A 25,163-nucleotide genomic window follows, 5' to 3' on the forward strand; every position below is an offset into this window, starting at 1 on the left:
TCAAGGAGCAAAAGCGGGGTGGCCGGATATCAAGGTTTTATCAAGATGGCGGTGTGGCTTGATTTCAATTCACTGTTTTTAAATGCTTTTTAGAAAAATCGACGAGGCGGTGAAAAAAGTTGGCTCATGTTTTTATCCGTTAGCGGGTCTTTATGTTTTCCGGGGAGGAGAGGCCTAGTCTGTGCCCATTCGTTGGCGGGGCGTTCCGCCAAATGTGTATGTGACGACCCGACCTTTTATAGAACCGGAGATCTTATGTCCCTAGATACGAGCAAGAAGATTGGCCTCATCGCCTGTACAGGTGTGGTGGCCGGTAACATGATGGGGAGCGGCATAGCGCTGCTGCCTTCGGCACTGGCCACCATCGGCTCCATCTCTGTCTTTAGCTGGGCAATCTGTCTGGTAGGCGCCATGGGCCTCGCCTTCGTCTTCGCCCGCCTTGCGACCAAGAACCCGCAAGAGGGTGGCCCCATTGCTTATGCTGGCGAGATCTCTCCGGTGTTCGGTTTCCAGACCGGTGTGCTCTACTACCACGCCAACTGGATCGGTAACCTGGCCATCGCCATTACCGGCGTCTCCTACCTCTCTGTTTTCTTCCCCATTCTCAACAGCCCGATCCCGGCCGCTGCAGCCACCATCGCTGCCGTCTGGATCTTCACCTTCGTCAACCTGCTTGGCGGTAGCTGGGTGAGCCGACTCTGTACCCTGGGTCTGGTGCTGATCCTGCTGCCGGTAGTAGGTACTGCCGTGATGGGTTGGGGGCATTTTGATACCAGCGTTTACAGCCAGAACTGGAACACCACCAGCGGCAGCGATCTGCATGCAGTCATCAGCGCCGTGCTGATCTGCCTCTGGTCCTTCGTGGGTGTCGAGTCTGCCGCCGTCTCCTCCGGCATGGTGAAGAACCCCAAGCGCACCGTACCTCTCGCCACCATGCTGGGTACCGGTATCGCGGGTGTTATCTACATTCTCTCTACCCAGGTGATCAGCGGCATGTTCCCGGCCGGTGAAGTGGCTGCCTCCGGCGCCCCGTTTGCCATGGCCTCTTCCGCCATCTTCGGTAGCTGGTCTGCCCCGTTTGTCTCTGCCTTCACTGCGCTGGCCTGTTTCACCTCGCTGGGCTCCTGGATGATGCTGGTGGGCGAAGCGGGCAAGCGTGCCGCCAACGACGGCAACTTCCCGAAAATCTATGGCGAACTGGACAAGAACGGTGTCGCCAAGAAGGGTCTGATCTTGGGCTCCCTCAAGATGACTGCCCTGATGATTGGCCTGACCGCCTTCACCTCCCAGTCCGCTCACGCTGCAGATCTCTTCAACGTGCTGACCACGGATGCGGTGCTGCTGACCATGCTGCCCTACTTCTACTCCAGCATTAACCTCATTCGCTTCGAGGGCATGACCTCCCGCAGCATAGGCACCATGATCTTCTCCGGCGTTGCCTGCCTCTTCTGTCTGGTGGCCCTGATGGGCGCCCAGGGTTCCAACCTCACTGCCACCTTCGTGGTGTCGCTCATCATCCTGATGTTCTACGCCAAAAAACAGGGTCTGCGTCAGCACGACGCCTTGCTCAAAGAGCAAGCCAGCCACTAATTCCGTTTTCCTTTTCCGAGCGCTCTTCACTCACCATCCCTGATGGAGAGCGCCCCTCTACGTGTGGAGTATCACGATGAACATCATTGCCATCCTCAACCACCTGGGCGTGTTCTTCAAAGAAGAACCCATTCGCCAGCTGCAAGCCTCCCTCGAGCGTAAAGGCTTTCAGGTTGTATACCCGGTCGACGTGGCCGATCTGCTGAAACTGATCGAGAAGAACCCCCGCGTCTGCGGCGCCATCTTCGACTGGGACAAATACTCGCTGGGCCTGTGCAAGGAGATCCACGATCGCAACGAGAAGCTGCCGATCTTCGCCTTCGCCAACGACCAGTCCACCCTGGATATTCACCTGACCGACCTGCGTCTGAACGTGCACTTCTTCGAGTACCGTCTCGGCATGGCCGACGACATCGCCCTCAAGATGGGTCAGGCCACTCAGGAGTATCAGGACGCCATCCTGCCGCCGTTCACCAAGGCGCTGTTCAAGTACGTGGAAGAGGGCAAGTACACCTTCTGTACCCCGGGTCACATGGGCGGTACCGCCTTCCAGATGAGCCCGGCCGGCAGCATCTTCTATGACTTCTACGGCCCCAACGCCTTCAAGGCTGACGTCTCCATCTCCATGCCGGAGCTGGGCTCCCTGCTGGATCACTCGGGTCCGCACAAGGAGGCCGAAGAGTATATTGCCCGTACCTTCAACGCCGATCGCTCCTACATAGTCACCAACGGCACCTCCACCGCCAACAAGATCGTCGGCATGTATTCCGCGCCGGCCGGCAGTACCGTGCTGGTTGACCGCAACTGCCACAAGTCCCTGACTCACCTGATGATGATGAGTGACGTGACCCCGCTCTACTTCCGCCCGACCCGCAACGCCTACGGCATTCTGGGTGGTATCCCGCAGAGCGAATTCAGCCGCGAGACCATAGCTGCCAAGGTCGCTGCCACCCCAGGTGCCCAGGCTCCCCGTTATGCGGTGATCACCAACTCCACCTATGATGGTCTGCTCTACAACACCGGCTTCATCAAGCAGAGTCTGGATACCCCGTACATCCACTTCGACAGTGCCTGGGTGCCTTACACCAACTTCAGCCCGATCTACGAAGGCAAGTGCGGCATGAGTGGCGAAGCCATGCCGGGCAAGGTGTTCTACGAAACCCAGTCCACCCACAAGCTGCTGGCGGCCTTCTCCCAGGCCTCGATGATCCACATCAAGGGTGACGTGGAGGAAGAGACTTTCAACGAAGCCTTCATGATGCACACCTCCACCTCGCCGCAGTACGGCATAGTGGCATCCACCGAGATCTCCGCTGCCATGATGCGGGGCAACACCGGCAAGCGCCTGATCAAGGACTCCATCGATCGCGCCATCTCCTTCCGTAAAGAGATCAAGCGTCTGCGTGATCAGAGCGAAGGTTGGTTCTTCGACGTCTGGCAGCCGGACAACATCGACACAGTCGAGTGCTGGAAGCTGGATCCGAAAGATGACTGGCACGGTTTCAACGGCATCGACGATGACCACATGTACCTCGACCCCATCAAGGTCACCCTGCTGACCCCGGGTATGGGTCGTGATGGCAAGCTGCTGGAAAAGGGTATCCCTGCTTCACTGGTCTCCAAGTTCCTCGACGAGCGCGGCATAGTGGTGGAGAAGACCGGCCCTTACAACATGCTGTTCCTGTTCTCCATCGGTATCGATCAGTCCAAGGCGATGCAGCTGCTGCGTGCCCTGACCGAGTTCAAGCGTGGTTATGACCTGAATCTGACCATCAAGAGCATATTGCCGAGCCTCTATCGTGAAGACCCGAGCTTCTACGAAGGGATGCGCATTCAGGCGCTGGCCCAGAGCATCCACGATCTGACCTTCAAATACCGTCTGCCGGAGCTGATGTTCAAGGCGTTCGACGTGCTGCCGGAGATGAAGATGACGCCGCACGCTGCATGGCAGCAGGAGCTGGCGGGCAATCTGGAAGAGGTGCCGTTGCGTGACATGGTTGACCGCATCAGCGCCAACATGATACTGCCGTACCCGCCGGGAGTACCGCTGGTGCTGCCGGGCGAGATGGTGACCAGCGATTCTCTGCCGGTGCTCGAGTTCCTCGAGATGCTGTGCGAGATCGGTGCCCACTACCCTGGCTTCGAGACCGACATCCACGGCCTCTATCGTCAGGCCGATGGCAGCTACACCGTCAAGGTGCTGCGTTAATCGAGAGTGACAACAACGGGCCGCAAGGCCCGTTTTTCCCTGTGTTTTTTATCCATTTTTGCGTGAGTCGCCATCATGAAGCGAATTCTCTCCATTCAATCCCACGTGGTGTTCGGCTGCGCCGGCAACGGTGCCGCCGTGTTTCCCATGCGCCGCATGGGCATGGAGGTGTGGCCCGTCAACACTGTGCAGTTCTCCAACCACACCCAGTACAGCGAAGGTTGGCAGGGGATGGTGATGCCGGATGGCCATATCCGCCAGCTGATAACCGGTCTGGCCGACATAGGCGTGCTGGGGCAGTGCGATGCGCTGCTAAGCGGTTACCTCGGCTCGGCCGAGCAGGGGGAAGAGATACTGGCGGCGGTGGCCAGACTCAAGGCGCTCAATCCGAACGCCCTCTATTTCTGTGATCCCGTCATGGGTCACCCCGACAAGGGGTGCATAGTCGCACCCGGTGTCGCCGACTTTCTCAAAAACCGGGCGCTGGCCTGCGCCGATATGCTGGCCCCCAATCTGCTGGAGCTGGAACAGCTGACCGAGCGGGAGATCCGCAATATGCCCCAGGCACTGGCAGCATGCCAGCAACTGCGGGATCAGGGGGTCAAGCTGGTGATGGTCAAGTATCTCGGGAAGGCGGGGTTTGCCATGGACAGGTTCGAAATGCTGCTGGTATGCGAAGAGGGGGCGTTTCATATCTCACGCCCCCTCTATCCCTTTGCTCGCGATCCCATCGGAGTCGGTGATCTGCTGAGCGCCACTATGCTGGCCAATCTGCTGGCAGGTTTCACGCCTGTGGCGGCGTTCGAGCGCACCAATGCCAGCGTCGATGCAGTAATGGCCCAGACCTGGCTCGCCGGAGCCTATGAGCTGCAACTGGTGGCAGCCCAGCAGGCGATGGTGCTGCCACAGGTGCGTGAGCAGGCTACCCGGCTTTAGCCGACCTATTCGTGCAACTTGTGTCTAGCTCGGGCGACGTGCCAGTCGCAGAGCCTGACGAGCGGTTAGCCCTGTGGCCTGGTGCAGACCCTGAGGAGCGCACGCCAGCTTGAGGCGACGCCACTCTCGCCACAGCAACCAGCACAGCGGCAGGGTCAACAGCAGCACAGTCGTGGGCTGGGCGAGCAGTACACCTTCGCGTCCCCACTGCATCGGCAGCAAGAAGATCAGTGGCAGCAGCAGCAGTGTCTTGGCCGCCGAGATGATCAGTGCCTGCTTGGTGCGAGCCATGGATTGCAACAGGACTATGCCAAAGATGATGATCCCTTCCAGCGGAATGGCGCTGAGGTTGAGAGTCAGGCTGCTGACGGCGGCGGCAAGCAGTTCGGCATCCTGACCGCCGGTGTAGAGCATGGCCACCTGGCGCGGCAGCAGCTGGATCAGCAACCAGACAGCCATGCCATAGACCAGCGTGATCTTGAGCCCCATCTCCATCAGGAATTTCAGGTCACGGTAGCGCTTGGCCCCCGCCGCCTGACTGACGAGAGGCTGGATGCCAAATGCCAGTCCCTGCAGGATGACGATGAATATTGCCTCCGTGTAGCCTGCTACCGTGTAACCGGCCAGATCCTTGATGGCGCCATACGCCATCAGCTGGCTGTTGTGCAGCAGCAGCAGCAGTCCCAGGTTGAACTGGGCGATCAGGCTCGGCAGGCCGGTAAAGAGCAGGTTGGGCATGGCCGGAAAATTGGGCACCATATGGCACCATGACAAATTCAGTTTGGCATGGGAAGTAAAGAAGTAACCCAGGCCCAGCAGGCTGACGACCCCCTCGGACATGAGTGTCGCCTGGGCAGAGCCTATCAGTCCCAACCCCAGCCTGCCGACCATGATGTAGTTGAGAATGATGTTCAGCACTGCGCCCCCGCTGACCAGGATCATGGCCAGCCTGGGCTTGCCGTCGTTGCGCAGCAGATAGGGTACCGCCAGGTTGCTGGCCAGCAGCAGGGTACCGCCACCAATCCAGTAGAGGTAGTCACTGGCCTGTTTCCAGGTCTCTGTGCCTTGCTCGATTCCCAATGCCAGCAGGATATCGATGTGCCAGTGGTGCAGCAGCAGGGGTGCCAGAGTGCCGAGCAAGGCCAGCAGCCAGAGCGCATTGACCAGTGCCTGGCGGGCGAGCTTGAGGTTCTTGGCCCCTTGCTGGAAGGAGATGGCGGTGGCCGCGCCCATGCTGATCATGGCGGCGAGACCGATCAGCACCATGATGACCGGGTAGACCAGGTTGATGCCAGCGAGGCCGGCGGCGCCCACGTAGTGACCGACGAAGATGCCATCGACCAGGTAGTAGGCACCGGAAACCAGCATGGCCATGATGGAGGGGAGGGCATAGCCCCAGAAACGGCGGGTCATCGCCCGCTGGCGCAATGTGAAGTAGGCAGACATATCTGTTCTCTTGGGGAGTTCGATTATCGAGCCGACAGTCTAAATTAATACACTTTTGTTGATAATCCGCCTTAAGATTGATGGATTGATGAGTGAAATTCAGTAATCACCGAGTTTGGTAGTGTGCCTTGAGCATGTCGATCAGGGCGCGCAGACCTTTACCCAGTTGATGACGGCTTGGATAGAAGAGTGAAAATCCCACGAAGGTTGGGCACCAGGGCTCCAGTACTCGCAACAGTTTCCCTTCTGCCAGCTGCTTGCTGACCTCCTCTTCCGGACAGTAAGCCAATCCCAGCCCTGCCTCGGCAGCGCCAAGATAGAGGGCTGGCGTGCTGGTGGTGAGCGGCCCTGTCACCTCGATTTCCAGCATGCTCCCCTTTCCCTCGGTAAACGCCCAGCGATAATGGTGGGAGGGTGTCAACCGATAACCTATGCAGGCGTGACGCGACAGCTCGCGAGGGTGTTGCGGTGTGCCGTGTTTGCTCAGATAGGCCGGTGAACCCACCACCAGATAACGCTGGTGTGGTCCCAGTGGCACACCGATCATCTCCTTGGGCAGCAGATCGCCGTAGAAGATGGCGGCGTCATAGCCATCCTCGATAAGCCGTGGCATCAGCTCCTGCTCCACCACCTCTACCTGCATGCGCGGGTAGCGCACCATGTAATCGATAAGCACAGGGGCCAGCAAGTCGTTGATGGCCTCCCTTGGTGCGCTTATTTTCAGTCGCCCGACAGGCTCATTGCTGTGATGGGCCAGCTCGTCGAGGGCCTCTTCCAGGGTATTGAGGGTCGGCAGCAACTGCTCGAGCAGACGTTGGCCCGCATCGGTCGGCACCACGGCGCGTGTGCTGCGATTGAGCAGTCTGACACCGAGCCGGGTCTCCAGCCCTTTCAGGCTGTGGCTCAGGGCGGAGGCCGAGACGCCGAGTTCGAGGGCGGCCTTGCTGAAACTCTGATGGCGGGCCACGGCGGCAAAAACCGCCAGTTCGGCGAGATCGGTACGGGTGATGACCATGACAACTCAGGGAAAAAAAGGGTGAACAACAGGGTACGTCAGGGCAAGGCGAGGTACAACCTGGTCAATAAATAACCAACTGTAAGCGATTTGTTATACCTATAAGGATATAGATACTGGTGAAACTACCTGTATTTGTTAACAATTGTTCACAAGGTTGAGCTGATAACGTGATCCATGACGCCAGAAAGGCGATTCCAATCAAACTTTGGTTGATTAATTCAAAAAAACACTGTGATCGTTAGGGGGATTTAATTAGAGTCAGCCCATCAGAACAAAGGCGCGTTAACGAGTTGTAACGGCTGACGCGCTGACAGCCCCAGGCTGATGACCCACTGACCTGTTTGTTGCAATTTGGTTATTGCATGGAGTAATGACCACCTTGCCGGGTTTGGGGGGAAGAAAAAACAGGGATGGACGGCAGGAGTTCCAGGGAAATGGGACAGGGCATTGCGCCCGGTTGACTAGATTTTTTCTATTTTCCTTGATGACAGGAACACCACTATGTCTGACATGAACATTGCAGTAGAAGGCAGCGCAGCCAGTAATGCGTCTTCCCGTGGCAACACCAAGGCCGATCTGGTCTGGATGCTGGGTTTGTACGGTACCGCCATCGGTGCCGGTGTACTCTTCCTGCCGATCAACGCCGGCGTAGGTGGTTTGTGGCCGCTGGTGGCCATGGCGCTTCTGGCGTTGCCGCTGACCTTCTTTGCACACCGTGGTCTGACTCGCTTCGTACTGTCCGGCTCCACCCGTGATGGCGACATCACCGAAGTGGTGGAAGAGCACTTTGGCAAAACCGCAGGCAAGTTCATCACCCTGCTCTACTTTTTTGCCATCTATCCCATAGTACTGATGTACTCGGTCGCCATCACCAACACGGTTGAAAGCCTGCTGGTTCACCAACTCGGTATGACAGCACCACCCCGTGCCGTCCTGTCGCTGGCATTGATCCTGGGTCTGATGGCTGTGGTACGCCTCGGTGGCCAGTTCATCGTCAAGGCGATGAGCGTGCTGGTGTTCCCGTTCGTGCTGACCCTGATGGGCCTGGCTTTCTATCTGGTTCCACACTGGAACGGCGCCATCATCACAGAAGCACCGGCCCTGTCCGATGCCTTCAACGGCGACTTCATCAAGACCCTGTGGCTGGCCATTCCGGTGATGGTGTTCTCCTTCAACCACTCCCCGATAATCTCCTCCTTCGCGGTGGACAACAAGGGTCGTTACGGCGCCGGTGCCGAGAAGAAGTGCGGCAACATACTGCTGGGTGCCCACGTCATGATGGTCATGACCGTCATGTTCTTCGTGTTCAGCTGCGTACTGAGCCTCTCCCCGGCTGATCTGGCTGCCGCCAAGGAACAGAACATCACCATTCTGTCCTACCTGGCCAACCATTTCGATAATGCCTTCATTGCCACAGCAGCTCCGCTGATCGCCATGGTTGCCATCAGCAAGTCTTTCCTCGGCCACTATCTGGGTGCCAAAGAGGGCATGAACGGTCTGATGGCCAAGGCGCTGCGCGAGAAAGGCAAGCAGGTCGACATCAAGCAACTGGACAAGGTGACTGCCGTCTTCATGATCCTGACCACCTGGGCTGTGGCTACCGTCAACCCCAGCATCCTCGGCATGATCGAAGACCTGGGCGGCCCCATCATCGCCATGCTGCTGTTCCTGATGCCGATGTACGCCATCACCAAGGTACCTGCCATGCGCAAATACGCTGGCAACATCAGCAACGGCTTCGTGACCCTGATTGGCCTGATCGCCATGTCCGGTATCATCTACAAGCTGATTGCCTGATAATTCCGGTTACACTGTTGAATGAAGAAGCCGCCTCGCAAGAGGCGGCTTTTTTTGTTTGAGCAAGGGATAGTCCTTAACAAGCAAGGGGTTGCGGCCTAACATGGCCCGATGTGTGTTTATTAATCGGGACAAAGGAATATGTCTGCTTTGAAAAAGGATCTCGGGCTCTGGCAGGGGATGGGGCTGCTCGCCACATCACTGCTGGGTACCGGTATCTTCGTGGTGCCGGCGACCGCGGCGTCGCTGGCCGGTGGGGCCTCGCTCTGGGCCTGGGTGCTGCTCATTGTGCTGGTGCTGCCCATCGCCTTCACCTTCGCCCGGCTTGGCCGTCGTTATCCTCACGCAGGTGGGGCGCCGCATCTCATCGGGCTTGCCTTTGGCAACGGCGCCGAGCGCTTCTCCGCCTTCCTGTTTCTGGCTGTGCTGCCGGTGGGATTGCCTGCCGCACTCACCATTGCCGCCGGCTTCTGGCATGCCCTGTTCGAGATGGAGGAGTGGACCCTGTGGGGCATACAGCTACTGACCTTGCTGGGGGTGTTTCTGCTGGGGTTGCGGGGCGCGCGCTCCTCCGGCAACTTGCAACTGCTGATCGCCCTGGCCATTTTGGGGCTGACCCTGCTCATCTGGTTCAAGGGGGATCTCAGCTGGCGCGACGGGGCCCAGCCGTTGCCGACCGCAAGCGAATGGCCCGCCATGGGCACGGCGCTGGCAGTGATGTTCTGGTGCTTCGTGGGGCTGGAAGCCTTCGCCCACATGGGGGAGGAGTTCAAGCGACCTGAGCGGGACTACCCGCTGGCCCTGCTTGGCGGCGTGCTGCTGGCGGGGCTCATTTATTGGGTCCACTCGCTGGTGGTGCTCAAATATGGGCTCTATGGTGACGAGGCAAAAAACGCCACCGCCATTCCGGCGCTGCTCTCGCTGCTGTTCGGCCCTACCGCCAAGTGGCTGGTGGCAATCCTGGGTTATCTCTCCTGTTTTGCCAGCATCAACATCTATCTGCAGGGTTTTGCGCGCCTTATCTGGAGCATGGCGCGGGAGGGCAAGCTGCCCACCTCGCTGGCTCGTCTCTCGGCCCGGGGGGCGCCGCTCAATGCTCTGTGCTGGGTGCTCGCCATCTGCCTTGTCTCCATCACCTTGATCCTCTGGCTGCGTTTGCCGCTGGATGAGCTTATCCGCTACGCCAACGGCAACTTCGTGCTGGTCTACCTGCTCTGCATGGCGGCAGGCTGGCGCCTGCTCGGCGGCATGGGCAAGGGGCTGGCGGGATTGAGCGTCTTGCTCTGCCTCGCTGTGCTGGTGGCGCTCGCCTCCCAGGTGTTTTATGCCGTATTGCTGAGTGCAGGTTATGGTCTCTTCTCCCTGTGGCGGCGCTATCTGCGCCGCACCCGGGCCACGGAGAATATCTGCGCCATCAAATAACCAGCCCGACAAAGAGCCCCGCAGTGCGGGGTTCTTTGTCTATCAGGCGTGTTGGTTACCGGGCGCTTGGCTGGTCGCTGCGCAGCAGAGCGTAGTGTTGCAGGGAGATAAACTGATCCCCCTTCCATTCGCACTCCCGCGCCGTCCCCTCGTAGCGAAATCCGGCGCGGAGCAGGACGCGGGCGGAGGCGACATTGGGCTCCTCCACCAGGGCCTGTAGCCGGTGCAGCGTAGTGGTGCCATAGAAGTGGGTCAGAAAAAGGGGCAGGGCCCTGCCCATTACCCCTTTTCCCCAGTACTCGGGATAGAGCCAATAACCTAGCTCGGCCTTTCTGTGCTGCGGATCGGCATCGTTGTAGCCGATGGCCCCCATGGGGAGGCCGGTGTGCTGACTGCGGATCAGAAACCAGTCGCCAGTGCCCTGACGCACCAGGTCGGCGTACCACGCCATTTGGACCTCACAGGCAGTCAGGCTATCGTAACTGATGCCGTAGTGGGCAATAACCTCTGGATCCGACAGGCCGCGATAGATGTGGGGCAGATCGGCAGTCGTGATAGGGTCGAGCCGCAGTTCGCCCCCTTGTCGTGAATTCATGCTCTTCTCCTGTGCGGCCTGTGTTGGCAGGCCGCCTGATTGGGAAAGACAGTTGTGTGAAGGTGTGACTGTTGGCGTCAATTTGCTGCGAGGCCAAGCAAACCGGCCAGCTGCTGCAACTCGTCGCGCCACTGTTGTTGCAGCCGGGGTGTCTGATGCCTGGGCTTGCGGGCGAGGTCGGCGGCGAGCAGGGCATCCAGCTCGTACCAGCGTGCCAGCAGCACCTCTTCGTCATCCTCCACAGTGGCTTGTTCTTGCGGACTGCCAGTGGTGGCGGGGCTGATTGAAAGGTCCATGGGTTCATCACAGAGCAGCTCGGCATAGGCCCGCTCGGCACTGTGGGCTTCGACAATCCGGCCTTCCCTGATCACCCAGAACCGGTTGCAACTGCGCTCGATCAGATCCCGGTCGTGGGAGATCAGCAGCACGCCACCGGCAAAACGCGACAGCGCCTCGGCCAGATCTTCTTTTCCTTCCAGATCCAGATGGTTGGTGGGTTCATCCAGCCAGAGCAGATGGTGGCTCGCCAGCGACAGGGCGAGAAACAGCAGCCTGGCCCGCTCACCACCGCTCAGGCTATGCACGCGTTGCCCGTGACGGGAGTAGGGGAAACCTGCACGGATCAAGGCCTGGCGCAGCGTCACCTCGGACAGGGGGGCCAGACAATAGAGGGCATCGGTCAGCGTTGCAGCGTCATCGAGCTGCTGCAGGGACTGATCGTAGTAGGCGATGCTGGCGCCGGGGTGGTGGTGCCAGCCTTCACCTGGTAGTTGAGCGTGCAGATCGTGCCAGCACTGACGCAGCAGGGAGGACTTGCCGGTGCCATTGGCACCGAGCAGGGCAACCCTGTCTCCGGCTCGCAGCCCGAGATCCTCGGCCCGCAGCAGGGGAGGCAAGCCGGGAGCGGGGCGCACGTCGAGGGCGTCCAGCCGCAGCAGGGCATCGGCGGGCAGTGCCTGCCCGTGCAGTTCGAGGCGCCAGGGTGCGCCCGTACCGACAACGCTCTGCTCCTCCTGCATCTTGGCAATCCGTTTCTCCATGGATTTGGCCTGACGCACCAGCTTCTCGTTGTCATGCTCCCGCCCCCAGATGGCGAGGCGTTTGCTGCTGGCGCTCAGGCGGTCGATCTCCTTCTGCTCGTCGGCCCGGCGCAAACGGGCTTGCTCGTCCTCTTCCGCCTGGGCCGCTCTGGCCTGGCTGCAAGGCAGGGCGAAGCGATAGAGGCATCGATCCCGCAGGATCAGGGTCTCGCGGGTGACCCGGTCGAGCAGGCGGCCATCGTGGGACACCAGTACGAAAGCGCCGCGCCAGCCCAGCAGGAAGCGCTCCAGCCAGAGCAGAGCGGGCAAGTCCAGGTGGTTGCTGGGCTCATCGAGCAGCAACAGATTGGGCTGGCGCAGCAGGGCGCGGCCTATCTGCAATCTGGTGTGCTGGCCGCCGCTCAGGGCGCTGACCGGTAACGCGCCCTGTACTTCAAGCTGCAGCTCGGTCAGCATCTTGTCCACCTGCCAGTCGAGCGCGGGATCCCCGTCCACTGCATCGAGCAGTACGGCGCGGGCGGTGAGCGCCTGCAGGCGTGCGGGCAGATGTTGCGCCACGAATTCACAGCGGCAAGCCGCTGCGTGATGCACGCGTCCGTCATGGGGATCGAGCTGACCGGCCAGCAGGGCGAGGAGTGTGCTCTTGCCGCTGCCATTGGCACCGATAAGGCCGATGCGATCACCGCTGCGGATGCTGAGGTCGACGCTGTCAAACAGGGGAAGGTGTCCTGCTGTCATGTGCAGGGAATGGGTACTCATCAGGGTTGTCATGCTCTTGCTCTCTAAAATCACGGGATCGAAAATCCCTGTCATCAGGAGCGCTGGCGACAACGGCAGAGTCGAGAAAGGTCTCGGTTTGGAAGGGAGTCGGCTTTGCTCGAACCCGCTATCGCAGCGCGATGGTATGCAGGCAAGAGCACTGGAATGTGCCGAACAGGCGAGCCGAGAACATCGGACACGCTTGGATAACCATTTTTTACCTCCTTATTTTTTGTGATGACAAGGTGCGCCGATTATAAGCACAGAAAAAATAGCCGTCCATCGGGGGCCTCTGTCTCTTGCCCCCGTGGTGAGGCGGGTCCGGGTACAAGGAGGCAGTGGCCTTATCGGCTGCGCCAGCAAAGTCAAAGCCCCGCATTGCGGGGCCTTGGCTGTATGAGAGTGGTGGGTCAATCGCGGGGGGTCTTGAGCGCCTGGATCACATCCTCGTCGGGGGCCAGCCCTTCTACGTGGTTGAAGATCTCCAGCCCCTCCTGCGCATTGATGGTAAAGGCATCGGCACTGCGATAGCTGCCGCTGCCGGCGCTTTCGATGATGACGATGAGCTCGGGCTGCTTGTCGCCATTGAGATCCTGCAACTTCAGCTCCTTGATGCTGCCATCTCGGGCCAGTACCTTGCCATCGATGAACTGATCGAGGGGAAACTGGGGGTTGGCACCGGAATAGAGACGCACGTCGTAGCTGCCGATGGAGGCGGGCTCACCGCGCCCCTCGCTGATGGCAAGCACCTGACCGGTGGGCAGCGTCAGCTGTTTGAAGAACCCTTCTGCCGCCTGACCAGTCAGTGGCAGGGTGAGCAGACCGAGTGTCATGAGCAAGGCTTTCATGGATGTGATCCTTGTGACTGTGGTGACGGGCGGGTATCTCCTGCCCGTCACGGATGTTGATATGTGAGCCGAGTTCAGGTGATGCCTGTCCCGGCTCTTCGCACAGGGCGTCCGTTACCAGATCTTGACCCGTTTGGCGGGGTCCAGATAGAGCTTGTCCCCCGGCTTGATGTTGAATGCCTCGTAGAAGGCGGGGATGTTCGGCACCACGCCGTTGACCCTGTACTCCGGCGGGGAGTGCGGATCCGAGGAGAGCAGCATCTGCATCAGCTCGGGGCGGTACATGCCTTTCCACACTTGGGCCCAGCCGAGGAAGAAGCGCTGTTCGCCAGTGAAGCCGTCCAGCACGGGGGCTTCCTCGCCCTTGAGTGACAGCAGATAGGCCTTGTGGGCTATGGTGAGACCGCCCAGATCGCCAATGTTCTCCCCCAGAGTGAACTGGCCGTTGACGAACTGGCCATTGATGGGCTCGAAGCGGTTGTATTGGGCAACCAGTCGGCTGGTACGAAAGCGAAACTCCTTGAGGTCGGCCGGCGTCCACCAGTCGCGCATCACGCCATCACCGTCGGATTTGGCCCCCTGATCATCGAAACCGTGACCCATTTCATGGCCAATGACGCCGCCGATGGCACCGTAGTTGACGGCATCATCGGCCTGCATGTCGAAGAAGGGGGGCTGCAATATGGCGGCCGGGAAGACGATCTCGTTGTTGCTCGGGTTGTAGTAGGCATTCACCGTCTGCGGCGACATGTGCCACTCGTCCCTGTCCACCGGCTTGCCCAGGCGTGCCAGGCTGTCGGCATATTCAAAGGCGCGAGCCCGTTGCAGGTTGCCTACCAGATCATCGGCGCGGATCTCGATGGCGCTGTAATCCTTCCATTTGTCCGGATAGCCTATTTTGGGCCTGAACTTGGCAAGCTTTTCCAGTGCCTGGGTCTTGGTGGCCGGTGACATCCAGTCCAGCTCCTGAATGCTCTGGCCGTAAGCGGTGCGCAGGTTTTCCACCAACTGCTCCATGCGGGCCTTGGCCTGGGGCGGGAAGTAGCGCTCCACATAGAGTTTGCCCACTGCTTCCCCAAGGTGATCGTCCAGTATGCCGAGGGCGCGTTCCCAGGGGGCGCGTTGCTTGGGGGTGCCGCTCAAGGTGGTGCCGAAGAAGGCGAAATTCTGGGCGTCGGTCTGGCTGTCGAGATAGGGGGCATAATCCGTGATGAGCTGCCACTTGAGGTAAGCCTGCCAATCACCGATGGGAGTCTGCTGCATCAGGCCGTCGAGGGCAGCGAGATAGCTGGGTTGGCCGATGATCAGGCTCTGCTGGCCGGCGAGACCGGCCTGGCCAAGGTAGCCGTTCCAGTCGATATGGGGGGCGAGACGCTTGAGCTCGCCGAGGGAGCCCTTGTTGTAGTTCTTCTCCCTATCCCGCAGGGTCACGTTGTCCCACTGGATCTGGGCGAGTTGGGTCTCAAGGGCCAGGATACGCTTGGCCTTTGCGCTCGCATCCACTTCGCCAAAGCGTGTCAGCATACCGGCGATGTGCTGCTCGTATTTCTGGCGCAGGGCCTGGCTGTTGGCGTCGGTTTTGAGGTAGTAATCCCTGTCTGGCAGGCTGAGCCCGGACTGATAGAGATAGACGGCATTGCTGTCCGGAGCCTTGGCATCGGCACCGATCCAGAAGCCGAACGGGGCGCCGCCCCCCAGCTGGCCCGAGCGGGCGAAGGCGCGAGCCAGTCCGTTCTGATCGCGGATCTGATCGATTTCGCCGAGCAGGGGCAGCAGCGGTGTGGTGCCCTTGGCATCCCGACCAGCCTGATCCAGATAGCTGGTGTAGAGATCGCGGATCTGCCGGGCCTGGGTATCGGCGGGGGCCTTGGCATCAAGCCCTTCCACCAGCACTCGTACATCCGCCAGGGATTTGTCCCTGAGCATATAGAAGGCACCATCGGCGGGCCTGTCATCCGGGATCTTGGCGGTGGCCAGCCAGTGACCGTTCACGTAGCGGAAGAAATCATCACCGGGTTTGACCCGGGTATCCATGTTGGCCAGTGCCAGGCCCGAGTGCTTGTCTGCCGTGTCCGGCGCCTGACTGCAACCGGCTAACAGGGCCAACCCAATGAGGCCGGCCAGTATGCTTTTCTTGTTGTTCATTCTGTTGGATTCCAATTCGGGTTATTCAGCTTCCTTGCCCACGCAGGGCGCACATCACTCTAGCAGTCGGGTTACAGCTTGATAAGCCCGACTCTGCTAAGATCGGCCAGGTCGTTTTGGGGAAGCCTATGATTTCTCGTATTTATTCTCGTTTTTGTCAGACCCTGCCAGAGCCGGAAGGTTCCCGGGGCTTGTTGGTAGCCTTCAGTGGCGGGCTCGATTCCACAGTGTTGCTGGCGTTGGCGGAGCAGTTTGCCCGCGAGCATGGGCTTGCGCTGCGCGCCCTGCACGTCCACCACGGCCTCAGCCCCCACGCCGATGAGTGGGTCGCGCACTGCGAAGCCGTGTGTCAGCAACTGGCGGTGCCGCTCATGGTGGAGCGGGTGCAGCTGGTGCGTGGCAATGGCGAGAGTCTGGAGGCACAGGCGCGGGATGCCCGTTATCAGCGGCTGGCCGCCAGACAGGAAAAAGGGGAGTGGCTGCTCACCGCTCATCATCAGGACGATCAGCTGGAGACCTTGCTGCTGGCCCTCAAGCGAGGTGCCGGTCTGCGCGGTCTGGCGGGGATCTTGCCGAGCCAGCCCTTTGCTGGTGGCCTCTTGTTGCGCCCCCTGCTTGAGTTCAGTCGCGCCGAATTGGCCGAGGCGGCGGCGACCCTCCCCTTCGGCTGGGTGGAGGATGAGAGCAATCAGGACGTGAGCTATGACCGCAATTTTCTGCGTCAGCAGTTGATCCCCCAGCTCAAGGCGCGCTGGCCGGCCATGGCTCGTACCGCCGCCCGCAGCATGGCGCTGTGCGCCGAGCAGGAGGCGTTATTGGAGGAGCTGGCCGAAGAAGACTGGCAGCTGGCCTGTGGAGGGGAGGCGCTGCACGTTTCATCGTTACCGGCTTCATCGCTGCAGATTGTGCCCCTGCTCACCCTGTCGCCCACCCGGCGCAACAACTTGCTGCGTTACTGGATCCGCCGCCTGGGGGGCGAGATGCCCTCCCGGGATCAGCTTGCTCTGCTGTGGCAGGAGGTGGCGCTGGCGCGGGAGGATGCCAACCCTCAGTTCAGCCTGAAAAACCTCGATTGCCGCCGTTTTCAGGGGCGGCTGCATCTGGTTCGGCCCGGGTTGACGCCCCGTCACGAACAACTGGCTGTCACTATCGGCGAGTCCATGATCCTGCCCGATGGGCTGGGGCGGGTGCACGTGTCGGCCAGGCCGGACGGGGAGGGGCTGAGGTTGCCAGGGATAGGGGAGCCTTTGTCGGTGCGTTTTCAGGTGACGCCCGGTGTCATGCTCAAACCTGTGGGGCGCAGCGGCAGCCGCCGTTTCAAGAAGCTGCTGCAAGAGTATGGGGTACCTTCCTGGCTGCGGGGCCGTATTCCCATCCTCTACTATGGCGAGCAGGTGGCGGCAGTGGCCGGACTCTTTATCTGTGACGGATTTATGACGCAAGAAACGGGGATGGGATGGCAGTGGCTGCCAGCGGCCGACAGCGGCATCCCGCAGTGAGCTCAGGCCCGCCATGCAGCTAGCCTGGCGGGCCTTTTTACGATCCTGGCGCTGTGGTACTCAGTCCAGCAGACCCGCTTTACCGGCTTTCTTGCGGGCATAGAGGTGAGCATCGGCCGCCTCATACAGGCTCTGGACTGCGACCCCTGATTGCCAGCTGGCCGCCCCCAGACTGCAACCGACCGAGAAGGTGCTGAGTTCCTTGTGGGTCAGCAGCATGTGTTGCAGCCGCAGCCAGACCGGGCGCCAGGCCTCGGGCTCGGCGGGTTGCAGCAAGAGGGCAAACTCGTCGCCACCGAGGCGAAAGGCCTGATCCGTGCTGCGGATACAGCTCTGGAGCAGATGGGCAAAGCGGCTCAACACCAGATCGCCGACCGGGTGACCCCAGGTGTCGTTGATCTGCTTGAAGTGATCGAGATCCAGCAGCACCAGCACCAGGCCGTGGGATTCCCGGCTGTGCTGCTCCACGGCGCGACCTATGGCCTCGTCGAAATAGGAGCGGTTGCCGAGCCCAGTCAGGTGATCGAGTCGTACTTGCTGCTCCAGCTGCGCCAGCCTCATATAGAGGGGCAGCGGCTGGCAGAGCAGCTGATGGTATTGCTGCAGGATCCGCTGCTGGCTGCCGCTCAGTATGTGTTCCAGGGTGTAGTGCAACTGGCCGAACAGCTGACCATGCTGGCCGCGCAGTTCAAACGGGTAGCTGTGGAGCGTCAGGCTGGCCTGGGGCGGCTGCTGGATCAACCTCTGTGGCTGGGGGTTGTCAAAATAGAGGCTATGTATACGGACAACTCTTGCCGCACGATCGGCAAAGGTTGCCAGCAGGCTGTCGAGATCCGACTGTGCCAGCAACAGCTCGAGCAACTGGTTGCGATCCTGACTTGCCAGCGGCGTGAGCCGCTCCATCTGCCGAACCCACAACTCGATGCCATGCCCCAAACCATTCAATGACGATGTGTTTTCCACGGTACAGCCCTCATACATCCTACTACCTGCCACTTCCCTGCAATCCCTGTGCCTAAAATATGTTCAATGTGAGCAAGGGCGGCTGGCTAGGCTTAAGTGGATAAAAAGGGAGGAAAAATTTGTACGCAGATGTGTTGATCCTGCTGTTTGCCGCCGTCTTGCTGGTGGCGATTTTCCGGCGCCTCGGCCAGCCGGTGATCCTCGCTTACCTGGTCGCCGGTGTATTGCTGGGTCCCCATGGTGCCGCCGTTCTCTCCGAGCAGGCGAACATGCAGACCATCGCCGAGCTTGGCATCGTCTTTCTGATGTTCTCACTGGGGCTGGAGTTCTCCTTGCCGCGTCTGATCGCCATGCGGATGCTGGTCGTGGGGGTCGGTGGTCTGCAAGTGCTGTTCACCTCCCTGCTGTTCTTCTGGCTTGGCTGGTGGTGGGGGCTGAGCCTGCCCCAGGCGCTGGTGGTGTCGGGCACCCTGGCGCTCTCTTCCACCGCCGTGGTGATCAAGCAGTTGGGAGAGCAGAAACAGCTGCATACCCGCCGCGCTCAACTCGGGGTCAGCGTGCTCCTGTTTCAGGATCTGGCGGTGGTGCCGCTGCTGGTGATGATCCCCATACTGGCCAGACCCGAGATCCAGGGCAGTGCCCTGCTGGCGGAGATCGCCTGGGCCACTCTCAAAGGCCTGTTTGCCCTGTTCAGTCTGCTTGCCGTCGGCAAGTGGCTGCTGCCCCTGCTGTTTCACGAAGTGGCGCGGGCCCGCTCCGATGAACTTTTCGTGCTCAGTGCCCTGCTGGTGGCCTTGCTGGCGGCTTTCATGACCCATTCGCTGGGGTTGTCGATGGCGCTTGGGGCTTTCCTGGCGGGCATGATGCTGGGCGAGTCCCACTATCGCCATCAGCTGGAGGTGGACATAAGGCCGTTTCGGGATGTGTTGATGGGACTCTTCTTCATCACCATCGGCATGACCATGGATTGGCAACTGGTGGCGCTGGCCTGGTGGCAGGTGATCCTCTGCGTATTTGGCCTCATCTTGATCAAATCCCTGCTGGTACTGCTGGCGGGGAGCTTGATGGGGGAGCGCAAGCGGGATGCCATGGCGGCGGGGATCATGCTGAGCCAGGTCGGTGAATTTGGCTTCGTGTTGCTGGCGCTGGCCAACCACCACGCGCTGCTCGAGCATCAGCTCGTCTCCCTGCTCATCGGCATAGGGGTGATCTCCATCGCCATGACCCCCTGGCTGGTGCAAAAGGCGCACAGTCTGGCGCGCTCGCTCACCGACTCGGCCCTGCTTACCCGTTCCGAGGTGGCGCAGTCGGGGCTGAGCAAACATCAACACGTCATCATCGCCGGTTTTGGCCGTGCCGGGCAGACATGCGCCCGTTTTCTCAAGCTGGAAGACATTCCCTTCCTCGCGCTGGATCTCGATCCCGAGCGGGTGGGCGAAGCCAAGACGGCGGGGGAGCAGGTGGCATTTGGCGATGCCAGCCGGCGCGATATCCTGCTGGCCGCCGGTCTGCTGCGGGCTCGCCTGGTGATCATCACCTTCGACGATCGCAAGCGGGTCGAGGCCATGCTGGCGCTGATAAAGGAGCTGGCGGGGCAGGTCAGGGTACTGGTACGGACCCGGGACGACAGCTTTCTGGAGGCCTTCAAGCAGGCAGGGGCGCATGAGGTGATCCCGGAATCCCAGGAAGGGGCCCTGATGCTGGTTTCTCATCTATTGCTCAACTGCGACATCCCCATCGGCCGGGTGATCCGGCGCATGGAGCTGGAACGCAGCAGCCAGTATCGCTTTTTGCACGGCTTCTACTGGGGGGACCAGAGTGCCAGCAATCTGGAGACGGATCAGTTGCTCGAACGTCTGCATCCCGTGCTGCTGCACGATCAGGCCTGGGCCGTGGGGCAGACTGTCCAGGCGCTGGCGCTTGACGCTGTGCGAATAAAAGAGGTGCAACGCGGTGAACAGAGCCTGGAGCCCAGGCCCGAATTGCGGCTGGCGGCAGGGGACAGGCTGGTGCTGTTTGGCAATGCGGTAGCGATGGAGCAGGCAGAACAAAAGTTGCTGGAGGGGCGTTAGGCCTTGCGCTGCGCAAGGCCGACCAGCTGATTTACGCCTCTTCCCGCATCACTTCTTCAATCCCCAGAAACTGTTCGACCCGCGCCCGCTCGTTGAGGGTGTCCCTGTAACCCAGCTTGATCAGTTGCTGGCAGTAGCCGGGATAGAACATCAGAAAGCTGGCCAAGCTGCTGGTCTCGTCCCCCGACACTCCCAGCACCCGCAAGAGGCGGCGCAGGTGTACAGGCAGTTTGCGCAGATAGGCCAGCGCTATGGTGTCGAGATCCTGGCTCGGTTTCAGCACGCAGGTCTCCACCCGTTTGAGTTTCAGGCGTCTGCGCTCCCGCTCGGGTATGAGATCCAGGGTCTGATTGATACGCCATAGCCGCTCCAGATCCGAATTCAGGGTATCGGTAAAGACGGTATCGAGCAGGTGGCTCGCGATGTTGGAGCTGGTCAGGTGGCCATGGCGAAAGGTGGGGGCCGAGTGGGCAGGTGGATCCAGCGCAATCAGCAGGATCCGCTCCGCCCCCAGATGGATGGCGGGGCTTAATGGGCTCAACTGGTGAATGGAACCATCGCCGTAAAACTTGTCGCCAATATGGGTCGCCGGAAAGACAAACGGCAACGCCGAGGAGGCCAGCAGGTGATCCGAGGTGAGCAGAGTGCGCACCCCACGCCGTCTGGCTCGCTCCCACGGCAGATGGTCGGCCCGTCCCTGAAAAAAGGTGGTGGAGAGGCCGTCATCATAGTCCGACGCTGTGATGGCCAGTGCCTCCAGGCTGCCATAGAGGATGTTGTCGTCGATGCGGTGATAGTCGATGAGCTGATCCAGCAGACGGCGCAGGGGGGCGTTGTCAAACAGGTGAAAGGCGTGATTGGTGTGAGGATTGATAAGCCCGGCCGAGCCTTCATACAACAGCCGCCACAGCAATCTGCCGGGGTGAAAGTCGAAAATATGGTGGGTTTCGAAGCGGCGCCAGACCCACTCCAGCTTGCGTACCCCCAGGTGGAAACAGGAGGCATAGCAGGCCAGCGCCGTGACATTGATGGCACCGGCCGAGGTGCCGCACAGTATGGGAAACGGAATGCCGAGATTGCGGGGATAAAACTCGGCGATGGCCTTGAGGGCACCGACCTGATAGGCCGCGCGAGCACCGCCACCGGTCAAGAGAAGAGCTGTGTTGGGTCTGGCCATGATACTGCGCCTTATGGTTGCCACTGAAGGTGTTGCCACCGAGCAATTTAACTATAAGGCGCTGTATCGAATATAAAAATAGGTCTGCGCACCATTTTTTCAGCAGGCTGGTTTCAACGGTGGTTATGCCGGTGAATGGGAGCCTGCCAGGTTATCGAAAGCGGCAAAGAGGGGGGTACTGGCAAGGATTCGGCCGTGACCCAACCCACGGGTGCTGATCAGTCGGGTTCGGCCATCCAGGGTTGCTCGTTGGGAGTCGCCGTAGGGGGCAAACCTGTCTTCCTCGTCGTGCACTATGATGGCGGCGCCGCTGCGGCTGGCGAGACGCCCCAGCGGGTCGACCGTGCTGAGGGGATGCTGGTACTCCTGCTCAATCTCTTTCACTACCGCATCGAACAGGCGGATGGAATAGCCGGAGCGGGCCACCATGCCGTAGAGCTGGGGCACATAGTCGAGCACGGGCGAAACAAGCAGCAGCGGCAACTGGTCGAGGGCTTGTTGGCGACTGGAGAGGGTGACGGCACCCCCCATACTGTGGGCGATGACGCCATTGAGGGGACCGAATTTGACGACCAGTTCGGCCACCAGCTCGTCAAAGGCGCGCACGAAGCGGGGCAGGTGACCGGTATGACCGGCGCTATGGCCATGGGCCGGATGGTCATAGGCAATGGCGGTGAAGCCCTGGGCGGCGATATGGCTCATCAGCGGATAAAACTGGCTGGCACTGCCGGACCAGCCGTGCATCAACAGCCAGACCGGCCCCTGGCCGAGCCGATAGCTCATCAATATCCCTTCGCTGGTGTGCACGGCTTGCTTCACCAGGCCCGCAGGCGCCGCCTCATCCCGCTGATTGCGCTGGGGGGTGAGCAGCAGCTTGCTGGCGGTACGCCTGGCGTGAGCGGGGGCGAGTCTGTGATGCAACCGGGTGCCAAGCCCCAGCAGCCATTTGCTCGGGCTGAAGCGGCGGGTGTTGAAGTAGATCTTGCTGCTCATGATGGTCCTGTCTGTTTTGTGTGCGAACGGTCGTGCTTTTTTGTGGGTTTTTAAAAAGTCATTCGAGAAATCATTGCCAGCTGGTCAGCAGATCATCCACTTCGGGCCAGAAGTGGCGAGCGGGATCCTGACACAAGTCCAGCGCATTGAACACCTGATCTGCCAGATAGAGGCCGTATAGCCGATAGACGGCGCGCCAGGGTTCCAGATCCTGGCGCCACTCCCCCTGCGCCTGACCCTGCACTACCTGGCGGGCCAGGTAGTCGAGCCAGAAACGCACCAGCTGGCGCGCTGCCTGTTGCACGTCACCCTCCTGGGCCGAGGTCCAGGCATCGAGGAACATGCAGCGACCGGCGAAACACTGATTCCAGGCCAGCCAGGCCTGGAGCAGGGCGACAAGTTTTTCGCGCTGGCTCTGGTGTTGTTGCTGGCGCACGGGCTGGATCACCCGCTCCCGGAACACTTCGGCAGCGTGTTCCAGCACGGCGATCTGCAGGTTGTCGCGGGATTGAAAGTGGGCAAAGAGACCGCTCTTGGACATCTCGCACGCACAGGCCAGCGAGCCTATGGTCAGGCTCTCCAGCCCTTGCTGGCTCGCCTGCTCAAACGCAGTCTGCAAAATGTTGTCGCGGGTCAGACGGCCCTTGCTCATCACACTCTCCTCGTTGGCCCTGCAGCATAAAGTACGATCGTGCTAATTGTCGAGGGAGAAACTGGCAGGAGAGGCCACAGGTCAGACTCAATCCTCCTTGATATCCATCTGCTGCAAGGCGATGACCGCCTGGGTGCGATTCTTGACGCTGGGCTTGCGAAAGGCGGGAGTGATATGGGCCTTGATGGTGGCAGGGGGGTCAGTCGTCCTTGATATCCATCTGCTGCAAGGCGATGACCGCCTGGGTGCGGTGCTTTACGCCGAGCTTGCGAAAGGCGGGAGTGATATGGACCTTGATGGTGGCAAGGGGGTCAGTCGTCCTTGATATCCATCTGCTGCAAGGCGCGATGACCGCCTGGGTGCGATTCTTGACGCTGGGCTTGCGAAAGGCGGGAGTGATATGGACCTTGATGGTGGCAAGGGGGTCAGTTGTCCTTGATATCCATCTGCTGCAAGGCGATGACCGCCCGGGTGCGATTCTTGACGCTGGGCTTGCGAAAGGCGGGAGTGATATGGACCTTGATGGTGGCAAGGGGGTCAGTCGTCCTTGATATCCATCTGCTGCAAGGCGATGACCGCCTGGGTGCGGTTCTTGACGCCGAGTTTGCGAAAAACAGCCGTGATATGGGCCTTGATGGTGGCTTCGGAGACATTGAGCTCCCAGGCGATCTGCTTGTTCAGGCTGCCATCGCGCAACATCACCAGCACCTTGTACTGCTGTGGGGTGAGGCTGGCGAGCTTGCTGGCGAAATCGGGGCCGTCTTCGGATTCGGGATGCAGGGATATACCGGCTGGCACCCAGTTATCTCCCCCGATCACCGTATTGAGGGCGTTGACCAGCTCTTTCATGGGGACCGACTTGGGGATGAAACCCAGCGCGCCGAGTCGCAGTACTTGCTGGATGATGGCGGCATCTTCCGAGGCTGAGACCACGACAATGGGCAGGTCGGGATACTGGCCGCGCAGGTGGGCGAGGCCGGAGAAGCCGTTGGCGCCGGGCATCTTGAGATCGAGCAGCAACAGGTCTACCTCAGGGTGTTCCCCCAGCAGGCTGGTCAGGCTGTTGATGGAGTCGGCCTCCAGCAGCTGGGCATCGTTGATGGCCATGTGTACAGCTTGATAGAGGGCGCCCCGAAACAGGGGGTGGTCATCTGCGATGACGATGGTAAATTGGCTGTCCATTGCTCACATTGTTGCTAACTGATTGTTTTGGAAAATCAAACTAGCATCGCTCTCTTGGGGGGTCAAACCCGCAGGCGTGCAAATGTGAAGCGACCGTCGGATGTCGTGCCATTGGGGCAGATGGGATGGTCACGAGCAACCCATGCAGGAGGCAAGAGATGGGATCCTTGGTATTGACGGTGGGCACGGGCTCCACCTGGGCAATGCGGGCGGCACTGGTGCTCGCCATGAGCGGGCTGGAGTGGCAGGAGCAGGTGTTTGATCTGGAAGATGCCAAGGCGTTGGCGCGGCTCAAGCGGTTGGCGCCTGCCGGTCTGGTGCCCTGGCTGGATCACGATGGCGTGCGGGTACACGACTCGCTGGCCATTGCCGAATACCTGTACGAGCTCTGCCCAGACCGCCAGCTCTATCCCGCTTCCCAGGCCGAGCGGGCGCTGGCCCGCAGTCTGTGCGCGGAAATGCACTCGGGCTTTGGCCAGATCCGCAGTCAGCTGCCCTTCTTTCTGGGGGCGCCGACCCGCAGCGAGCCACCGGTGGAGGCCATCGGCGAGCTGGCTCGCCTGCAGACCATCTGGTCCCAGGCGAGGGGACCATTCTATTTCGGTGAAGAGGGCATCATAGATGCCTTCTATGGGGTGATGGCCTATCGGCTTGCCAGCTATGGCATCCAGTTGCCCGGTCAGGCCGGTGTCTATCAGCAGGCCTTGCTGGCCTGGCCTTTGTGGCAGGCTCTGCTGGTCAAGGTACGGTTGCAGTGGCCTGTGGCTGCCCGTCAGCCGGCGTAAGACGGCCCTGTTGAACGGGTCGGCGACTGACATTG

Annotated in this window: 19 protein-coding genes; 8 read left to right on the plus strand and 11 right to left on the minus strand. The window is 60.5% G+C overall.

All coding sequences use genetic code 11. From position 1 onward, the window contains the following. Positions 1-255 precede the first annotated feature (255 nt). The 3 genes from cadB to pdxY all read left to right on the plus strand — a co-directional run bounded on the left by cadB (position 256) and on the right by pdxY (position 4,735). Positions 256-1,590: a cadaverine/lysine antiporter gene (gene cadB / locus AC1P02_RS11035; protein ID WP_042867206.1), complete on the plus strand. Its 1,335-nt coding sequence runs from the start codon at positions 256-258 to the stop codon at positions 1,588-1,590. 76 nt (positions 1,591-1,666) lie between these two features. After that, positions 1,667-3,799, plus strand: coding sequence for a lysine decarboxylase CadA (locus tag AC1P02_RS11040; protein ID WP_485185390.1), 2,133 nt, complete (start codon positions 1,667-1,669; stop codon positions 3,797-3,799). Positions 3,800-3,874: 75 nt separating this feature from the next. Further along, complete coding sequence (gene pdxY, locus AC1P02_RS11045) at positions 3,875-4,735, plus strand: pyridoxal kinase PdxY (RefSeq protein ID WP_485185391.1); 861 nt, start codon at positions 3,875-3,877, stop codon at positions 4,733-4,735. Between the two features lie 24 nt (positions 4,736-4,759). Here pdxY and AC1P02_RS11050 read toward each other — a convergent pair whose 3' ends face one another. Together AC1P02_RS11050 and AC1P02_RS11055 are read right to left on the minus strand one after the other, a co-directional pair. Then, positions 4,760-6,181 carry an MATE family efflux transporter gene (locus tag AC1P02_RS11050; RefSeq protein WP_485185392.1) on the minus strand — a complete coding sequence of 474 codons (1,422 nt, stop codon included), beginning with the start codon at positions 6,179-6,181 and terminating at the stop codon, positions 4,760-4,762. A gap of 106 nt (positions 6,182-6,287) precedes the next feature. Beyond that, entirely contained in the window at positions 6,288-7,196 is a 909-nt protein-coding gene (locus tag AC1P02_RS11055) for a LysR family transcriptional regulator (protein WP_021139723.1), read from the minus strand. A 504-nt stretch (positions 7,197-7,700) separates the two neighbouring features. Between AC1P02_RS11055 and AC1P02_RS11060 the strand changes: the two genes are divergently transcribed. Both AC1P02_RS11060 and yjeH read left to right on the plus strand, forming a co-directional pair. Beyond that, positions 7,701-8,996, plus strand: a complete 1,296-nt coding sequence (locus AC1P02_RS11060; RefSeq protein ID WP_058393475.1) for an HAAAP family serine/threonine permease — start codon at positions 7,701-7,703, stop codon at positions 8,994-8,996. 141 nt (positions 8,997-9,137) lie between these two features. Beyond that, the gene (yjeH, locus tag AC1P02_RS11065; RefSeq protein WP_059167925.1) at positions 9,138-10,418 is read left to right on the plus strand and encodes an L-methionine/branched-chain amino acid transporter; all 1,281 of its coding nucleotides are present in this window, start codon (positions 9,138-9,140) and stop codon (positions 10,416-10,418) included. Between the two features lie 55 nt (positions 10,419-10,473). Here the strand turns inward: yjeH and AC1P02_RS11070 are convergent, their stop codons facing one another. From AC1P02_RS11070 to AC1P02_RS11085, 4 genes are all read right to left on the minus strand, one after another. Then, on the minus strand, positions 10,474-11,013 hold the full coding sequence (locus AC1P02_RS11070) for a GNAT family N-acetyltransferase (RefSeq protein WP_113720542.1): 540 nt from the start codon (positions 11,011-11,013) through the stop codon (positions 10,474-10,476). 77 nt (positions 11,014-11,090) lie between these two features. Next, positions 11,091-12,824, minus strand: coding sequence for an ABC-F family ATP-binding cassette domain-containing protein (locus AC1P02_RS11075; protein ID WP_485185393.1), 1,734 nt, complete (start codon positions 12,822-12,824; stop codon positions 11,091-11,093). Positions 12,825-13,222: 398 nt separating this feature from the next. Then, the gene (locus AC1P02_RS11080; protein WP_005312116.1) at positions 13,223-13,660 is read right to left on the minus strand and encodes a PliI family lysozyme inhibitor of I-type lysozyme; all 438 of its coding nucleotides are present in this window, start codon (positions 13,658-13,660) and stop codon (positions 13,223-13,225) included. A 114-nt stretch (positions 13,661-13,774) separates the two neighbouring features. Continuing rightward, positions 13,775-15,805: a M13 family metallopeptidase gene (locus AC1P02_RS11085; RefSeq protein WP_485185394.1), complete on the minus strand. Its 2,031-nt coding sequence runs from the start codon at positions 15,803-15,805 to the stop codon at positions 13,775-13,777. Between the two features lie 128 nt (positions 15,806-15,933). Here AC1P02_RS11085 and tilS point away from each other — a divergent pair, with 128 nt between their 5' ends. Then, positions 15,934-17,304, plus strand: a complete 1,371-nt coding sequence (gene tilS, locus AC1P02_RS11090) for a tRNA lysidine(34) synthetase TilS (protein WP_485185395.1) — start codon at positions 15,934-15,936, stop codon at positions 17,302-17,304. Positions 17,305-17,364: 60 nt separating this feature from the next. On the opposite strand, the gene AC1P02_RS11095 is transcribed toward tilS, so the two are convergent. After that, on the minus strand, positions 17,365-18,285 hold the full coding sequence (locus AC1P02_RS11095) for a GGDEF domain-containing protein (protein ID WP_058393467.1): 921 nt from the start codon (positions 18,283-18,285) through the stop codon (positions 17,365-17,367). A 101-nt stretch (positions 18,286-18,386) separates the two neighbouring features. Here AC1P02_RS11095 and AC1P02_RS11100 point away from each other — a divergent pair, with 101 nt between their 5' ends. Further along, positions 18,387-20,339 (plus strand): monovalent cation:proton antiporter family protein, encoded by a 1,953-nt coding sequence (locus AC1P02_RS11100; RefSeq protein ID WP_198315330.1) that lies wholly within the window; start codon positions 18,387-18,389, stop codon positions 20,337-20,339. A gap of 31 nt (positions 20,340-20,370) precedes the next feature. Here the strand turns inward: AC1P02_RS11100 and AC1P02_RS11105 are convergent, their stop codons facing one another. From AC1P02_RS11105 to AC1P02_RS11120, 4 genes are all read right to left on the minus strand, one after another. Further along, positions 20,371-21,516 carry a patatin-like phospholipase family protein gene (locus AC1P02_RS11105; protein ID WP_005312124.1) on the minus strand — a complete coding sequence of 382 codons (1,146 nt, stop codon included), beginning with the start codon at positions 21,514-21,516 and terminating at the stop codon, positions 20,371-20,373. 123 nt (positions 21,517-21,639) lie between these two features. After that, positions 21,640-22,509: an alpha/beta hydrolase gene (locus tag AC1P02_RS11110; RefSeq protein WP_198315329.1), complete on the minus strand. Its 870-nt coding sequence runs from the start codon at positions 22,507-22,509 to the stop codon at positions 21,640-21,642. 70 nt (positions 22,510-22,579) lie between these two features. Continuing rightward, positions 22,580-23,161 carry a TetR/AcrR family transcriptional regulator gene (locus tag AC1P02_RS11115; protein ID WP_005312128.1) on the minus strand — a complete coding sequence of 194 codons (582 nt, stop codon included), beginning with the start codon at positions 23,159-23,161 and terminating at the stop codon, positions 22,580-22,582. Positions 23,162-23,698: 537 nt separating this feature from the next. Beyond that, positions 23,699-24,343, minus strand: a complete 645-nt coding sequence (locus AC1P02_RS11120) for a response regulator (protein ID WP_021139081.1) — start codon at positions 24,341-24,343, stop codon at positions 23,699-23,701. 158 nt (positions 24,344-24,501) lie between these two features. Between AC1P02_RS11120 and AC1P02_RS11125 the strand changes: the two genes are divergently transcribed. Next, a complete protein-coding gene (locus AC1P02_RS11125) occupies positions 24,502-25,128 on the plus strand; it encodes a glutathione S-transferase (RefSeq protein ID WP_113720551.1) in 627 nt (208 codons plus the stop codon). Positions 25,129-25,163: the final 35 nt, after the last annotated feature.

It is taken from the genome of Aeromonas sp. TS_SC_11, assembly GCF_057318915.1.

Coding starts and splice junctions, on each gene's coding strand:
- cadB (WP_042867206.1), top strand. CDS start 256: ATGTCCCTAGATACGAGCAAGAAGATTGGCCTCATCGCCTGTACAGGT.
- AC1P02_RS11040 (WP_485185390.1), top strand. CDS start 1,667: ATGAACATCATTGCCATCCTCAACCACCTGGGCGTGTTCTTCAAAGAA.
- pdxY (WP_485185391.1), top strand. CDS start 3,875: ATGAAGCGAATTCTCTCCATTCAATCCCACGTGGTGTTCGGCTGCGCC.
- AC1P02_RS11050 (WP_485185392.1), bottom strand. CDS start 6,181: ATGTCTGCCTACTTCACATTGCGCCAGCGGGCGATGACCCGCCGTTTC.
- AC1P02_RS11055 (WP_021139723.1), bottom strand. CDS start 7,196: ATGGTCATCACCCGTACCGATCTCGCCGAACTGGCGGTTTTTGCCGCC.
- AC1P02_RS11060 (WP_058393475.1), top strand. CDS start 7,701: ATGTCTGACATGAACATTGCAGTAGAAGGCAGCGCAGCCAGTAATGCG.
- yjeH (WP_059167925.1), top strand. CDS start 9,138: ATGTCTGCTTTGAAAAAGGATCTCGGGCTCTGGCAGGGGATGGGGCTG.
- AC1P02_RS11070 (WP_113720542.1), bottom strand. CDS start 11,013: ATGAATTCACGACAAGGGGGCGAACTGCGGCTCGACCCTATCACGACT.
- AC1P02_RS11075 (WP_485185393.1), bottom strand. CDS start 12,824: ATGACAACCCTGATGAGTACCCATTCCCTGCACATGACAGCAGGACAC.
- AC1P02_RS11080 (WP_005312116.1), bottom strand. CDS start 13,660: ATGAAAGCCTTGCTCATGACACTCGGTCTGCTCACCCTGCCACTGACT.
- AC1P02_RS11085 (WP_485185394.1), bottom strand. CDS start 15,805: ATGAACAACAAGAAAAGCATACTGGCCGGCCTCATTGGGTTGGCCCTG.
- tilS (WP_485185395.1), top strand. CDS start 15,934: ATGATTTCTCGTATTTATTCTCGTTTTTGTCAGACCCTGCCAGAGCCG.
- AC1P02_RS11095 (WP_058393467.1), bottom strand. CDS start 18,285: ATGTATGAGGGCTGTACCGTGGAAAACACATCGTCATTGAATGGTTTG.
- AC1P02_RS11105 (WP_005312124.1), bottom strand. CDS start 21,516: ATGGCCAGACCCAACACAGCTCTTCTCTTGACCGGTGGCGGTGCTCGC.
- AC1P02_RS11110 (WP_198315329.1), bottom strand. CDS start 22,509: ATGAGCAGCAAGATCTACTTCAACACCCGCCGCTTCAGCCCGAGCAAA.
- AC1P02_RS11115 (WP_005312128.1), bottom strand. CDS start 23,161: ATGAGCAAGGGCCGTCTGACCCGCGACAACATTTTGCAGACTGCGTTT.
- AC1P02_RS11120 (WP_021139081.1), bottom strand. CDS start 24,343: ATGGACAGCCAATTTACCATCGTCATCGCAGATGACCACCCCCTGTTT.
- AC1P02_RS11125 (WP_113720551.1), top strand. CDS start 24,502: ATGGGATCCTTGGTATTGACGGTGGGCACGGGCTCCACCTGGGCAATG.